Annotated in this window: 13 protein-coding genes; 4 read left to right on the top strand and 9 right to left on the bottom strand. The window is 49.2% G+C overall.

The annotated features are described in order from the left end of the window. Positions 1 to 2: 2 nt before the first annotated feature. From BWK47_RS02040 to BWK47_RS02030, 3 genes are all read left to right on the top strand, one after another. Entirely contained in the window at positions 3 to 773 is a 771-nt protein-coding gene (locus tag BWK47_RS02040; protein WP_162327382.1) for an MBL fold metallo-hydrolase, read from the top strand. Positions 774 to 900: 127 nt separating this feature from the next. Beyond that, positions 901 to 1977: a glycosyltransferase family 4 protein gene (locus tag BWK47_RS02035; protein WP_162327381.1), complete on the top strand. Its 1077-nt coding sequence runs from the start codon at positions 901 to 903 to the stop codon at positions 1975 to 1977. Further along, the gene (locus tag BWK47_RS02030; RefSeq protein ID WP_162327380.1) at positions 1958 to 2695 is read left to right on the top strand and encodes a response regulator transcription factor; all 738 of its coding nucleotides are present in this window, start codon (positions 1958 to 1960) and stop codon (positions 2693 to 2695) included. Before BWK47_RS02035 ends, BWK47_RS02030 begins: the two co-directional genes overlap by 20 nt. Before the next feature lie 92 nt (positions 2696 to 2787). On the opposite strand, the gene BWK47_RS02025 is transcribed toward BWK47_RS02030, so the two are convergent. The 8 genes from BWK47_RS02025 to BWK47_RS01995 all read right to left on the bottom strand — a co-directional run bounded on the left by BWK47_RS02025 (position 2788) and on the right by BWK47_RS01995 (position 9988). Beyond that, positions 2788 to 4017 carry a histidinol dehydrogenase gene (locus tag BWK47_RS02025; protein ID WP_162327379.1) on the bottom strand — a complete coding sequence of 410 codons (1230 nt, stop codon included), beginning with the start codon at positions 4015 to 4017 and terminating at the stop codon, positions 2788 to 2790. A gap of 237 nt (positions 4018 to 4254) precedes the next feature. Next, positions 4255 to 5358, bottom strand: coding sequence for a calcium/sodium antiporter (locus tag BWK47_RS02020; protein WP_237269751.1), 1104 nt, complete (start codon positions 5356 to 5358; stop codon positions 4255 to 4257). 34 nt (positions 5359 to 5392) lie between these two features. Beyond that, the gene (locus BWK47_RS16965) at positions 5393 to 5815 is read right to left on the bottom strand and encodes a tellurite resistance TerB family protein (protein WP_237269750.1); all 423 of its coding nucleotides are present in this window, start codon (positions 5813 to 5815) and stop codon (positions 5393 to 5395) included. A gap of 162 nt (positions 5816 to 5977) precedes the next feature. Beyond that, positions 5978 to 7318, bottom strand: a complete 1341-nt coding sequence (gene rsmB / locus BWK47_RS02015; RefSeq protein ID WP_162329580.1) for a 16S rRNA (cytosine(967)-C(5))-methyltransferase RsmB — start codon at positions 7316 to 7318, stop codon at positions 5978 to 5980. Between the two features lie 41 nt (positions 7319 to 7359). Then, positions 7360 to 8169 (bottom strand): ExbD/TolR family protein, encoded by an 810-nt coding sequence (locus BWK47_RS02010; protein ID WP_162327377.1) that lies wholly within the window; start codon positions 8167 to 8169, stop codon positions 7360 to 7362. A gap of 110 nt (positions 8170 to 8279) precedes the next feature. After that, complete coding sequence (locus BWK47_RS02005; RefSeq protein WP_162327376.1) at positions 8280 to 8963, bottom strand: MotA/TolQ/ExbB proton channel family protein; 684 nt, start codon at positions 8961 to 8963, stop codon at positions 8280 to 8282. 157 nt (positions 8964 to 9120) lie between these two features. Continuing rightward, entirely contained in the window at positions 9121 to 9654 is a 534-nt protein-coding gene (gene cysC / locus BWK47_RS02000; RefSeq protein WP_010871586.1) for an adenylyl-sulfate kinase, read from the bottom strand. A 139-nt stretch (positions 9655 to 9793) separates the two neighbouring features. Next, complete coding sequence (locus tag BWK47_RS01995) at positions 9794 to 9988, bottom strand: hypothetical protein (protein WP_041425769.1); 195 nt, start codon at positions 9986 to 9988, stop codon at positions 9794 to 9796. Here BWK47_RS01995 and BWK47_RS01990 point away from each other — a divergent pair. Beyond that, positions 9981 to 14189, top strand: coding sequence for a choice-of-anchor I family protein (locus tag BWK47_RS01990; protein ID WP_162327375.1), 4209 nt, complete (start codon positions 9981 to 9983; stop codon positions 14187 to 14189). The two genes, BWK47_RS01995 and BWK47_RS01990, sit on opposite strands and share 8 nt — an antisense overlap. 118 nt (positions 14190 to 14307) lie before the next feature. Here BWK47_RS01990 and BWK47_RS01985 read toward each other — a convergent pair whose 3' ends face one another. Further along, positions 14308 to 15183, bottom strand: a complete 876-nt coding sequence (locus BWK47_RS01985) for a universal stress protein (RefSeq protein ID WP_162327374.1) — start codon at positions 15181 to 15183, stop codon at positions 14308 to 14310. Positions 15184 to 15190: the final 7 nt, after the last annotated feature.

The following is a 15190-nucleotide window of genomic DNA, read 5'->3' as shown; positions in this document are numbered from 1 at the left end:
TTGTGGCCGCTAACCTAACCTTTCTTGGCTCCGGCTCTGCTTTCACGGTGGGGGCGGACAACTTTCAGTCCAATGCCATTCTCACCCTCGATAACGGCAAAAAGTTCCTAATTGATTGTGGCACCGACATTCGTTTTTCCCTCTACGCCCTCGGTCTGAGTCATCGGGACATCACCGATATCTACGTTAGCCATCTCCATTCAGACCATGTGGGGGGATTAGAATATGTTGGTTTTAGCACCATGTTCGACCCCAACTGCGGCAAGCCCAACTTATATCTAAGTCAGGATATTGCAGCGGATTTATGGGAGCGTTCCCTGGCCGGGGGGATGGAAGCCATTGAAGGGGGGATGACGGAAGTTGATAGCTATTTTCACATCCACGCCTTGGGACCAGGAGAAACGTTCACTTGGGAAAATGTTAACTTCCAATTAATTAAGCTCAACCATGTGGATACGGGGTCAATGTTGATGCCCGCCTATGGTCTTTTTTTCACGGTCAATCACTTCCAAGTCTTCTTCAGCAACGACACCAAATTTAGCTACGATCGCCTGCAGGAATATTTCCATGGGGCCGATATCATTTTCCATGACTGTGAAATTTCCCCCTATCCCAGCCCCGTCCACGCCCATTACAACGAGTTGCGTAAACTGCCCGCTGCCATCAAAGCAAAAATGTGGCTCTATGGCTACCAACCGGGGCCATTGCCGCCCGCGTTGGAAGATGGCTTTCTGGGCTTTGTTAAGCGGGGTCAACGGTTTGACTTAGTTTAACCCCCAGCATCGGAGCGAAATTGTGGGGACCATACCAAAGTCTTTACTGCCTGGGTAACAGTGGCTAAGCACCGTACAAATATGGGGTAAACTTTACCCTAAACCCTTCCCAATCCCATCTTTGCCCATGCTCGGCGGTCAATATTATCTCATTGCATTTATTTTGGCGGTGATTGTGGTTTGGTTCACGACACCATTGATTAACCATTGGGGACGGAGGGCCGGTTATGTAGACCAACCCAGTGCTCGCAAAATGCATCATCGGCCCATGGTGCGCCTAGGGGGAGTATCCATTTTCCTCGGTAGCTTAGTGGCCCTGTTGGTGGTTTGGAATCTTGGGGCCTTCGGTGCCATGAGTACCAAAGGGGAATGGGAAGTCTGGGGCGTAGTGCTGGGGGGTTTAGCCTTTTTTGGCATTGGTTTATTTGATGACCTGTTCGATCTGAGTCCTTTTTCCCGTTTATTGGCCCAGGTGGCGATCGCCTCGGTGGTGTGGAATATGGGGGTCAGAATTGACTTTTTTACTTTGCCCTTCCTGGGAAACTTAGTGTACCTAAACATTTTAAGTTTGCCTATTACGGTGATTTGGTTAGTGGGTTTGGCCAACGCCATTAACTGGATTGACGGCTTGGATGGTTTAGCAGCGGGGGTCTGTGGCATTGCCGCAGTGGTGCTATTTGTCCTCTGTTTGTTTATGGAACAATCGGAGGCGGCCTTGATTGCAGCGGCCCTGGCCGGGGGGGCCCTGGGTTTTTTGCGCTATAACTTCAATCCTGCCCAGATTTTCATGGGGGATGGGGGAGCCTACTTTATGGGTTTTACCTTGGGGGCCGTAGCAGTAATTGGCCTAGTGAAAGTGGCAGCCATGGCCACGGTGGCGGTGACGGCGGTTTTATTGCCCTATCTGGTGCTGGCGGTGCCAATTTTAGATATGTCGGTGGTGATTCTCTCCCGGGTTATTAAGGGAAAATCTCCCTTTAAGGCGGATAAGGGTCACCTGCACCATCGTTTGATCAATGCCGGTATTTCCCATCGTCTAACGGTACTGTTTATCTATGCTCTTACCCTCTGGGCCGGTAGCCTAGCTTTGGGATTTTCCAATATTCCCAGCGGTTGGGGCTTTGCCATTGGCGCCACTGTGCTGTTGATTTATCTCGGCTGGCAAGTGTGGCGTAATAGTCGCAATGTGGAGGAACAGGACTGAATTTATTGCCATGCCCAACATTTTAATCGTGGAAGATGACCAGGAAATCGCCCAGCTAATCAGGGAAACCTTGGAACGGGAACAGTTTACCTGCATTGTCGCCAATGATGGAGAAACTGGTTTAAGAATTTTCCAGGAACAGGTTCCAGATTTAATTGTGTTGGATTTGATGTTACCCAAATTGGATGGACTGGAAGTTTGTACCCGCATTCGCCAACAACCGGGCAGCAAAGACCCCTATATTCTGATGTTGACCGCCAAAGGGGAGGAGATCGACCGCATTATTGGCCTCTCCACCGGGGCCGATGATTATTTGGTCAAACCCTTCAGTCCGAGGGAATTGGTCGCTAGGGTACGAGCCCTATTGCGGCGGCAATTGCGCCAGGGGCAACCAGTGGGACAAATTTATCGTACAAACCATTTTCAGGTGGACCTAGACCAACATCAGGCGAGTCGTTACCAGGGCGATCGTCAGGAAGAGTTGGAGTTGACCGGGTTGGAATTTAATTTATTAGCTACGTTTATGAGCTATCCGGGGCGGGTCTGGAATCGGACCCAATTAATTGAAAAGTTGTGGGGCAATGATTTTTTTGGCGATGAACGGGTGGTGGATACTCACATCCGCCGATTACGCAAGAAAATTGAACCGGACCCCGCCAATCCTACTTTTATTAAAACGGTGATCGGTTTGGGCTATAAGTTTGAAGACCATGATTAAGGGGCGGTTTTGGTTCCCATGCTTCGCTTAGGCAGGTAGACCTTCTGTCCAGAAACCTACAACGCATTAGCATTTTTGTGGCCGTTACTTTTCTAACTTTCCTTGAGTCGATCCAATTGCCCCAAGCGTTCCTCGATCGCCGTCAGGCCTTGCCAATTGACCAAATCCTTTAACCAAGGGGGCGGTGGATTATTGCCATAGTCGAGTAATTGACTGGAGCGCAGAAAACAATGGAATGCCAATTCACTAGCGGTGGCCATGGCCCCATCCTGGGTTTGCAGACGGTTGGCCCCACTGAGGTAATGACCCAAAATGCTCGGACTGCGGTGGCCGATGTAAATTTCCCTGGCTCGCTGAACTTTTTCCACCATGGTCCAGGGGTCTTCCATGGCTAACAGTAAAATATGGGGGCAAAACTCATTGACCCAACTTCCACAGGCCTCTAGGTCTTGGACGATCGCCACCAGGCCGTAATGGGCCAAAGCCTTTTCCGTGTGTACAGAATGTTCCTGCTCCCGACAATAGCGATTGACCGATTGAATCACCTCTTTCCCCAGCTCCAGGCGATCGGTCAGTAGCACTGCGCTGGCATTGGGATATTGTTCGGCATGGGCCAACAAATCCAGGGCTAGCCATTGTCCGTTAGCTTCACCGTCCGCTAGCACCATTAAATTTGTCCTAGCCAGGGTTTGGTCAATGGTTACCACACCACTCACCAATTGTTTAGCCGCCATCACCCTTGGGCAGCCCGCCCCTGTAATGGACTCCACCGGGGCAATATTTTTTGCTCCCCAGGTCAGCATGGCGATCGCCGGCACCCCAGCAGTCAAATAAATTTCTTCAATGCCCATTTCCTGGACCGCCACCAAAATAGTCGGACTAATGGTTTCCGTCACCAAAACCCGTTCCGCCACCCCCACAGTCTTGGCCAACATCCCCTGGCGGAGTAAATTGCCCAGGGCATCGCCCCTTTTTGCTTCCAGATAAAAACCAGCTCTTCTGACCGGATAAAACCTTTGTCCCCGCACTGTGCCATCTTCCGGAAAGCTTACTTGGGTCTTGGGCAGTTGCGGGCGGTAAACCTGCTCCAGGGCAGTGCAAGCCTGGCGAATCACCGACAATTTTTCCTGGCTAATGCGTTGATAAGCCGCATCCAACTCCGCTCCACTAACCCTGGGGGGAGCATCCTGGTCCACGGCAGCCCAATGCTCCATCGCCGCCACCACCTGGGCCATTACCGGCCAGGGAGAAGGAACGGGACGATGATGTAAACGTCGCAACTCCTGAACAATGTCACCGGACTGGGTGATGAGACGTAACATGGCAACCAATTTGCTCCCAAACAGTCAACCCCAGGCAGAGTGCCCAGTTCTGTTTTAGCTTAACGTTTTTACCCTTGAAGTTCCCCGTGTTGCCCATTCCCCCTGGTCTATCTGAAAGGTCAAAACAGAACCCCTACTAGGGTCAAAGGTTTAATCGTTGGATTGTCAATCGTTTAAACGGGTGGGAGCATATCAGTCAAGGCAAATTATCCGGTGCCCAATGGGCTTTGGTGGAAATTAGATTCCGGTATCGTTTTTTTTCCCCCTCACTAAATCGGGGATAAGGGATAGTCCGAGGGCGATCGCCGTGGCGGGAATAACCACAAAAAGAATCACATTATTAAATATATGTAAATTCTGATTGCTGGTAGCATTAAGCACCAAATAGGCAGTGTAGGCAATGTAATAGAACAGGAATAAAAAGCCCTCCCAGCGGTCAATTAATCTGCCGGTAATAAAGACAGGCAAACAAACTAGGGAAACGGCAAACATCACAGGAATATCAAAGTTAAAAGCAGAGTTAGAAACCTGGATACCGTTGGGGGAAAAAATGGCGGCAAAACCCAATACGGCCAAAATATTAAAAATATTACTGCCCACCACATTACCCACTGCAATATCCCGCTCCCCCCGGTAACTAGCTACTACAGAGGTGGCTAATTCTGGCAAAGAAGTCCCCGCCGCAATTAGGGTTAAACCAATTACTAATTCACTGATGCCTAGGCTTTTGGCAATGGCCACGGAGCTTTTCACTAATAAGCTAGATCCCAACACAAGCAGGGCAATGCCCCCTACAACATAAGCAATTTGAATGAATATCTGTTTGCCGGTTTTAGGCACAGGTTCCCCAAATTCTTTGAGGTATTCTTCGGTGACATCGGGGTTATTTTCTTTTTTACTTTGCCGGATCAGAAAAGTTGTGTAGAGAATGGCTCCACTGGCTAAAATTACGCCATCAACTCGACTAATTTGCCCATCCCAACCAAACATTAGCAACAGTCCAGAGACCCCAATCAAAATGGGAATATCTAAGCGAATTAATTGTTGGGCCACAATGAGGGGTGTAATGATGGAACAGACCCCCAGTATCAACAACACATTGAAAATATTACTGCCCACCACATTGCCAATGGAAATATCGGCCTGGCCGGCGATCGCCGCTTGGAGACTAACAACCATTTCCGGCATACTCGTACCGTAGGCCACAATGGTTAAACCAATAATTAAGGGAGAAAGCCCCGCCATCAAGGCAATGCGGGAAGCCCCTTTGACTAAAATTTCTGCCCCCGCCACTAAAATGCCTAACCCCAGAATTAAAAACGGAATGGTCAACCAAGTCATCATGTTTGCTCTCAATAAGCCCAAGTGAAAAAACCTAACCTGCCTTTTGTACGGCCCGACGGTAAAGCCGCTGGACCTTACCGAGAAATTTATCAAGGGACGATTTGGGGTGGCCATGGCCAGGATCTGATTCCTGCAGGGAGGCGAGCAACTGGGCTTCTTGGGTTTGAATATCGCCGTCACTATAGAGCAGACCACTTAATGCTTCTAGCAATTCGGAATATTCCTGCTCACTGGGATAATCTCCTAAATACTCATTTACCCAGGCATAACATTGGGGTGCTTCTACGGATTTTAGTTCTGACAAAAGGGTCTGTAATTCCAGATCATTTTCTAGTTCATATCCTGCCGCTAAGCGGCGTAGATATTGCCTTTCTTCGACTTCGATTACCCCATCTAGCCAGGCGGCCCCAATCAGAATTTTGAGTAGTTGTTTAGTTTTAGCAGTTTTCGTCATGGCGCATTACTCCCCAGGGATGGAATGGTACAGTTAACTCAGCTAAAGTTCCCGACCAAGAAATAAGTCCCATATATTACTTTTGAGGCGTTGATCCCCTGGCCAGAATTTTGATTCACTGTTTCTATTGTGGGGGGGAAGAGTCGATCGCCGTTAGGATTGTTAAGCTTTCTTCAAATTTGCAATGAAAAAACCATCTTGGTGGTGGTGATGGGGCAAGATAGTCAGCATCCCTGATGTTACCGAGTTAGTTTGACCTTGGGGACTGGTCCACTCAAAGGGCTCCGATCGCCAATCTTCATGATCTTGCAAAAACCGTTCAATCTGAGCTTCATTTTCCGCTGGGTTCAAGGTGCAGGTGGAGTAAACCAGGCTGCCACCGGATTTCACTAGAGGGGCGATCGCCTTTAATAGAGCCTGCTGAAGGGGCAAAAGGGTGGCAATGGTAGCGGGAGTTTGTCGCCACCGCAGATCCGGATTGCGATGGAGAGTTCCTAGGCCAGAACAGGGCACATCCAGCAAAGCTCGATCCACCAATTCCACAGGAGGTTTGACTCCCGGTTGAGTTAAATCTCCTTCCCAAGTTTTAATGCTGGTTAGTCCCAATCTTTGTTGGGTAACGGCCAATTTTTGTAACCGCCAACCATGGCGATCGCCAGCATAAATTTGTCCTTGGTCCCCCATCAACTCCGCTATGTGGGTGGTTTTGCCGCCGGGGGCTGCACAAACATCAAAAATAGTTTCCCCTGGTTGGGGATTGAGGATTTGGGCCACCCATTGGGCACTGGCATCCTGCACTGTCCACCAACCCTCCGTAAATCCTGGCAGTTGGTTGATGGCCCCGGTTTTTCCGCCCAATCTTAACCCCTGGGGTAAACCTGCCATTGCCATGGTTGTTAGATTAAGTTCCCCTAGGCTTTGGGCCACTTCTACTCTGCTAGTTTTTAACGGGTTAATGCGTAGGTCTAAGGAAGGATTTTGATTGAAATAGGCACAGAGAGATTCCGTTTCTACCTTGCCCCAGGTTTGCTCCAATAACTCCGTTAACCAATCGGGAAAACTATATTGCTCCCCCAAACTGATTTTTTCCTGGTCTAAAATGTTCTTTCCCTCTTCCTCCGCCCGTTGGTAGCGACGCAACATACCGTTGACAACTTTACCTAATCCCTTTAAGCCATTGGCCTTGGCCAAATCCACACTGGTATTGACCGCCGCTGAAACTGGTACCTGGTCTAGGTAACGCAGTTGATATAGTCCCAGTTGCACAATCCGTCTTAAATCCGGAGGTTGTTTACCAATGGGGCGATCGCCAAGGTGTTCAATTAAACAATCCAGGGTTCTTTGTCTGCGTATCACTCCGTAAACCAATTCCGTACAAAAACGGCGATCAGGGGGAGACAATGGATGTTTTTGCAAAGCTCGGTCAATGGCCACATCAGTGTAACTATCCCGGCGATCGATGTCTCGCAGAATCAAAAAGGCCAATTGTCGAGCCGAAATCATAGGCAATGCAGTTTCAGCCAATTACTATTACTATCAATCAATTACTGTTGGGGGGCACTGGGCACAGTGTTACCCATCCCAGGTAAATTGGGCGATTGGGAGTTGGGGTCAGGGTTCATGGCGCCTCCACCGGGAAAACCGGGATTCATACCAGGATTGGGAGACACATTGCCATTGGCATCGGGCATACCTGGTAGGGGAGTGTTACTAAAATTAGAGACGCCCGCACCGGAACCCCCAGGATTCGAGTTATTAAAATTGGACATTCCCGGATTGGCACCATTGGGGAATGCGTTGCCCGGAGTCATACCCGGTAATCCCAAATTAGGATCATTAAAGCCATTGGGGTTCATGCCCGGGGGAGTTTGGCCATCGCCGGGTAAAGTCGCTAAAGCCACCCGATCGCCCCCCACGGTGCGGAGAGTATCCAGTAATTGCACCACATCGTTATAACTGGCATTGCGGGAAGCATGGAGCACAATCAAACCGCTGGGATTGTATTGGTGATAATTTTGCAGGGCACTAACCATCTGCTCCTGGCTTACCGGCTGTTTTTCCACATACAGTTGCCCCAGGTCATCCAGGCTCACCATAAACATTTCCCGCATTTGGGGAGCCCCAGTGCTAGCTCGGGGTAAATCTAAACTAATGGCTTGTTGTCGGGATAGCCCCACCGCCCCCAGGATAAAAAAGGTCAGAATACAGAAAACAACGTCAATCAGGGGAATAATCTCAATACGCACTTCCCCCTGGTCATGTTGGTTGTCCTGCCAGAGGGACAGGGGACGGGTGGGATGGTAAATGGACTGGAATTTACGGTGGGACTTGGGGGCTTTAGGGGAAGATGCCATGGTGATGGGAAGGAGAAAAAACCGGAGTCAATCCTGGGGAAGATGCCTAAAAATAGGCTCAATCAACCTCCCCAATCCTAACAATCCTGGAAAAGTTGATTCCAGCAAAACTATTGGGGCAAACTTTCCGCTTCCGGGCTGGGGGTTAGGCCGTCATCGTAGGCCATTTCCTCTTCAAACCAGCGTTGGCGATAGAGCACCTCTAGTTCACTGCCTGCTTTACGGAAGACTCGCATTTGGTTGAACCATAGCCCCTGAAACACACGGTAAAAGGCCAAACTAACAATGGCTATGATCAAACCGGCCGCTGTGGAAATCAGTGCTTCCCCAATACCAAGGGTGACTCCAGCGGTGGAAGCTGTACCCAAATCGCTAATTTGGATGGAACTAAGGGATTGGATCAAACCCAACACGGTACCCAACAGTCCCAATAGGGGAGACAGGGCAATAATGGCTTCCAGAATTTTGTCTCCCCGCCGCATAAGAGCTAACTGATCGTCCGCTGCCGACTCCAACGCCAGGTGAAAAACCTCTGGGTCTGGGTGGGGCAAACGTAATGGAGCCAACAGATATTTAGCAATGGGAAAACGACGATTATCCTGGGCGACTCGAATGGCCGTATCCCAATCCCGGGCCGCCGTGTCTAAAATACGGGAAGCCGTTTGGGAGCTTTTGAGAATGACTTGGCCCCAAAACCACAACCTCTCGATGATGGTGCTGACGGACAAAATCGATAGGAGAAGCAGGGGCCACATGGCCACGCCGCCCTTTTGCATCAACTCAATGGGATTCACTGCTATTCATTGCCTCCATTGCAATATGTGCGACTAGAAAAGTATTCAACTTTACGGGGAAATAAGGGACTAATCCCTTGGCGATCGGGCTTAACCACAGACAATCCTAACGCAAGCATTCTCCCACCTAGAGAGATTGACCAGTGTTAAGTTCGCCTTAGCCCTCGATATATTTTAGATCTACTAGCTTCTGCCAGATTTTGCCCACGCTTTCATCTAGTTCCTCTAGGTCGGTGCGGCATTCCACATCAGGATTAGTGGGGGGTTCATAGGGGTCATCAATGCCAGTGAAACCTTTAATTTCTCCACTGCGGGCTTTGGCATATAAACCCTTCACATCCCGCTCCTCACAAACAGCCAAGGGCGCATTGACAAACACTTCGAGAAAATCCCCAATGGTGTGTTTCACTTCCTGACGGATGGCTGCGTAGGGAGAAATGGCGGAAACCAAGACGATCACACCGTTGCGGGTGAGCAAATGGGACACAAAACCAATACGGCGAATATTGGTGTCCCGGTCTTCCTTGCTAAAACCGAGTCCTTTGGTCAAGTTGGTACGCACTACATCACCGTCTAGCACTTCCAGACGGTAACCGCTGTCCCGTAATTTCTTTTCCAATGCGTGGGTAATAGTGGTTTTCCCCGCTCCACTCAGTCCCGTTAACCAAATTGTTACGCCACGTTGTTGCATAGATAATCTAGGAATTTTTCAAAAATTGTCGATCCCGCCGAGGACTTTTCGCAGAATTTGCACAGTAAAGTGCCGCCCTTGAGCTTAGCTTTTTCGTTCCCCGTTGACAATGGCGGTTTTACTTCAACTTTCCCTAGAGTTAGCAAATTTGCTTAACCTTTTCATAGTCTAACCATAAGTTTTTCTTAATTTCTCTATGAAAAACTGGAGCGGGGCCAAGTGATCGTCCTTCACCGATGGGGAATTTTGCTGTCCGTTGGCGATCGCCAGCACCGATTGAAGGTTTTGCCCCACTTTTTCCTGATTGAGAAATTTCTAAAGCAATTATGACCATTAACAGCGGCGTTAGTTTGATTAGCAAAATTGGCGGCTTTGCCAGTAGCAACGGGGCAGAAATTCCCGCCTTCGACCCCGGTACTAAGCGCCTATTTGTGGTCGCCGGTGACGTGATTGAAATTCTAGATTTAGCCGACCCCACTAACCCCGTCAAGATTGAAGATTTAGCCCTAAATTTCGATGGCATTCCCCCTGGTTTCAGTCCTGTGCCCAACAGTGTGGCGGTGGGTAAGGCCGGCACTCCCAGTGCGGGAATTGTGGCTGTATCTTTGGCAATTCGGGATGATTTGAATAACCAAGAAGCTGGTCAAGTGCAGTTTTTTGATGCAACCACAGGGGCTTTTTTGGGCAAAGTCTCAGTGGGCTTTTTGCCGGACATGGTTACCTTCAGCCCTGATGGAACCAAAATTTTGACTGCCAATGAAGGGGAACCCAACGAAAGCTACACAGTAGATCCCGTTGGTTCAGTAAGTATTGTTGATATTACTGGGGGATTTGCTAATTTAGTCGCCCAGAATGCCACTTTTGACGGTTTTAATGGTCAAAAAGCCGAGTTACAATCCGCTGGGGTAAGACTTTTTGGTCAGATCTTCGATGATAACGGCAACTTTGTCCGGAATAGTACCATAGCTGAAGACGTGGAGCCGGAATATATTGCCTTCAGTGGTGATGGCACCAAAGCTTGGGTAACTCTACAGGAAAATAACGCCATTGCAGTGATTGATATTGCCACCGCCACAGTGGAAGCAATTCTGCCCTTAGGCTTTAAAGACCATAGCCTGCCCGGTAATGGATTGGATGCCAGTGACCGTGACGGTGGAATTAATATTCGAAATTGGCCTATTTTCGGGATGTATATGCCCGATAGCATTACTTCTTTCACCGTTGGTGACCAGACCTATTACATCACTGCCAACGAAGGGGATGCCCGCAATCGCCCCTCTGATGATGACCTTTTACCCCCTCCTTTTGATGGCGAAGGAGATATTTTTATTGAAGAAGCCCGGATTAAAGATTTAGTTCTAGATCCCATTGCCTTTCCCAATGCGGCAGAGTTACAAGCAGATGCCAACCTTGGTCGTCTGACCGTAACCACCAAATTTGGGGACATTGATGGGGATGGGGATTTTGACGAGCTTTATGTCTATGGTTCTCGCTCCTTTTCCATTTGGAACAGCAGCGGTAATCTTGTGTACGACAGCGGCGAGGATTTTGAGCGCATTGTTGCCGAAGCCATCCCCGACTTTTTCAATGCCAGCAACGACAATAACAGTTTCGATAACCGCAGTGATAATAAAGGCCCTGAACCGGAAGGGGTGACAGTGGGCACCATTGATGGCCGTACCTATGCCTTTGTGGGGCTAGAGCGCGTTGGCGGCGTGATGGTTTATGACGTGACTAATCCCCAATCCCCTGAGTTTGTTCAATACATCAACCCTCGGGACTTTACTGTTGATCCGGAGTCTAATCTGACCGATTCCGGCCCAGAAGGATTGATTTTCATTAATGCTGCCGATAGTCCTAACGGCAAACCGTTACTGGTGGTGAGTAATGAAGTGAGCCAAACCACAGCTATTTTTGAAGTCAATGTGCCCACTCCCCAGCCGTTCCGGTTGCAGTTGTTCCATGCCTCGGATCAGGAGGGTGGAGTTCCCGCATTGGATGATATTCCCCGTTTTTCCGCTGTACTCAATGCTCTGGTCCAGCAAGACATTGATAATGACGGTACTGCGGGCTTTGCCAACACCTTGATTCTCTCCTCCGGCGATGCCTACATTCCTGGTTTGTTCCTATCTGCTTCGGAAGATGTGTTTGGCGGTGTGGGTCGGGCCGATATTTTGATTCAAAACGAATTAGGATTCCAGGCGATCGCCTTTGGTAACCATGAATTCGATTTGGGGACGGCATTAATCCAGGATTTGATCGGTGGTAATGCTGAAGATAACTTCCCCGGTACTAACTTCCCTTACCTGAGCAGTAACCTTGATTTCACCACCGATGGCAATCTTTCTGGTTTAGTGGTGCCTGACCATCAAGCCCCTCAGCCCAACAGCATCGCCGCCACTACGGTAATTGATGTCAATGGCGAAAAAATTGGCATTGTCGGGGCCACTACCCCCACCATTACTACTATTTCTAGCCCCGGTGGCGTAACGGTTAATCCTCAACCCTTTAACGGTGTTCCAACCCCTGAACAGCTAGATGCTTTGGCGGCGGAAATTCAAGCGGACGTTGATGGGTTACTCGCTGCTAATCCCGGTCTGAATAAAGTGGTGCTTTTGGCCCACATGCAACAAATTGCCATTGAGCAGGAATTAGCTGTTCGGTTGAAGCATGTTGACATCATTGTAGCCGGTGGTTCCAACACCCGTCTGTTGGATGAAAACGATCGCCTCCGGGCTGGGGACAGTGCCCAAGGTATTTACCCTATTATCAAAACTGATGCCGACGGTAACCCCGTAGCAGTGGTCAACACCGATGGTAACTACAAATATCTTGGTCGCTTAGTCATTGACTTCAATGAAAACGGGATCATTATTCCTGAGAGCTATGATCCCAATATCAGTGGAGCCTACGCCACCGACGACCAAGGGGTAGCGGATCTCAATGCCGCTGGATTGATCGACCCAGAAATTCAAGCCATTGTCGACCAACTGCGGGAAGTCATTGTTGCCAAGGAAAGTAATGTCTTTGGCGTTAGTAATGTCTATCTTGAAGGTTCACGCCCGGCCATTCGCCAACAGGAAACCAACTTAGGCAACCTCACCGCCGATGCCAACCTGGCGATCGCCAAAACCATCGATTCCTCTGTGGTTATCTCCCTGAAAAATGGGGGCGGTATTCGGGATGATATCGGTCGGATTCTAGTCCCCACCGGCGGTACCGGAGAACCAGAGCGACTTCCCAACGAAGCTGTTACCGATGCAGAGGGCAATATTGTTAAACCCGCAGGCGGTATTTCTGAAACCGACATTGCCAATGCCCTTAGCTTTAACAATGGCTTGAGCTTGATCACCGTTACCGCTGCTGAATTATTAGCCCTGGTGGAACACGGGGTAGCGGCCAGTGATGGCACCAACCAACAGGGTCGTTTTCCCCAAGTCAGTGGCTTTGCTTTCAGTTTTGACCTCAACCGTGCCCCTGGCGATCGTGTTCTTTCCCTGGCGATCGAAGATGAAGCTGGCAATGACCTGGATGTTGTTGTGCGTAATGGTGAATTGGTCGGAGATCCTAGCCGCACCTTCCGCATGGTCACCCTGGGATTTTTGGCCAATGGTGGTGATGGCTATCCTTTCCCCAGCGGTGAATCGGCTAATTTGGTGGATTTGACTCTGCCGGCGGATGCTCCCCGCACTGGCCTGGCCACCTTTGCCCCCGATGGTTCTGAGCAAGATGCGTTGGCGGAGTATTTAGCGGCTAACTTCAATAGCCTGGAGACTGCATTTAATCAGGCAGACACTTCCCCGGAATTTGATGTCCGAATCCAAAATCTAGCCTTCCGTGTGGATACTGTTATTGATTCCACTGGGCCCGTTGACCCAATCGCCAACGAAATTGGCGTAATGGCCGAAAATGGCTTCTTCTTCGTCCAACTTCTTGGGGGCGATGAAGTACAACTTAAATTTAACAATCAACCCTTTGCTAGTAACACCTTTGGCAATTGGCAGATTCTGGAAGCGGAAACGGTCAACGGCATCAATCAAGTGCTTTGGCAAAATCCTGACCTTGGTCAGACTGGTGTTTGGAATGCTGACTCCAACTGGAACTGGATTTCTTCGCAAACTTGGCCTACCAATTCCTTCAATACTCTGCAAGCAGAGGTCACTTTCCAGATTGACATCAACAACGATGACCTCCTTGGCGATCGCCTGACGACCGTGGAAACCCAGGGCAACGTCAGTCTGCTGGAAGGCATCTTGGGTAATTACTACGTCCAATCTGGGGATGACTTAACCACACCAATCAAATATCTAGGGGAAGCCTTTGACAATAACCTCGGTAACTGGCAAGCCCTAGCGGCAGAAACTGTACAAGGGGTTAACCAAGTGCTGTGGCAAAACCTCGACACTAATCAAATTGGTGTTTGGAACTCTAGTGCTGACTGGAATTGGATTTCCTCCAGTGTGTTTGAAGCTGGTTCTCCTCAGGCGATCGCTCAGGCTGGCATTTTTGGTGTTGATCTGAATGCTGTAATTTAAGCTCCTAAGTTTTCCCACAAGTAATATCCCCACTCCTAATTTTGCAGAGGTGGGGATTTTTTCGTATATGTGATGTCGGGAAATCCAGCAGGCTAGACTCTGTTCGTTCTAACTGTGGTTAACCTTTGGGAGAGAAAAACAGGAGGGGAAACCAACTGCGGTTCAAAATACTATCCGTCAAACTAGGTACTGTCCAATCTAATAGCGTAGCTCGGCGGCTGGCCACGGCGATCGCCGTAATGTCATTGACAAAGGCAGTGTCGAGAATTTCCTGCACAGGGCTACCATGGCGCACTTCGGTAATAATATTCGGCACCAGGGGGCTAAATTGTTGTTTGATTTCCGCTAGCTTGGCTTCCGCCTCCTGACGGCGGATTTCTAACAGTTCTGGACGGCGCATACCATCTTCCAAAATGGAGAGGAAGTAACAGGACTCAACCTTACCGGGGGGAGCCTTTTCCAAAGCACCTTTTAATCTTTCAATCAAATAGTTACCCGCAGAACTAGCATCGTAGGGCACTAGCAAATTGCGCCAGAGATGTTGGCACCGTAAAGCCATTTCTTCGACGGTGTAAGTGCTGACCAATTGGGGGCGTAAAATCATCACCGGCACTTTGGTAGATTTCGCCAAAGAAAGGGTATGGCTGCCGAACAGTTTTGACTCTAAGTTACTCCGCACTGGCATGCCATTAATAATCAGATCAATGGCTTCCTGTTCCACCAACTGGTTTACCAAGTCCACATACCGCACGGAGGATACTTCTACTTTGACCTCTATCCCTGGAGGCACCTGACCCACCAAGGACTCCAGATAGGTTTTGGCTTCCTTCAGTTTGCTTTCGTCCACATCGGCTATGTGTTCATCCTCCCAAACGGAGACGGTGTGGAGAAAAATTAGTTTAGTGATGCCAGAGAGGGAAAGTTCTTCTACAAAGCCCGCTAGTCGTTGTAGTCCATCAGAAAAGTCGGTACAAATGAGGCAATGCTTAAACATAATAAAA

It is taken from the genome of Synechocystis sp. CACIAM 05, from assembly GCF_010222815.1.
Classification (GTDB): Bacteria; Cyanobacteriota; Cyanobacteriia; order Cyanobacteriales; family Microcystaceae; genus Synechocystis.
The sequence above is the reverse complement of the archived record's forward strand: the minus strand, read 5'-3'. Positions and strand labels throughout refer to the sequence as shown.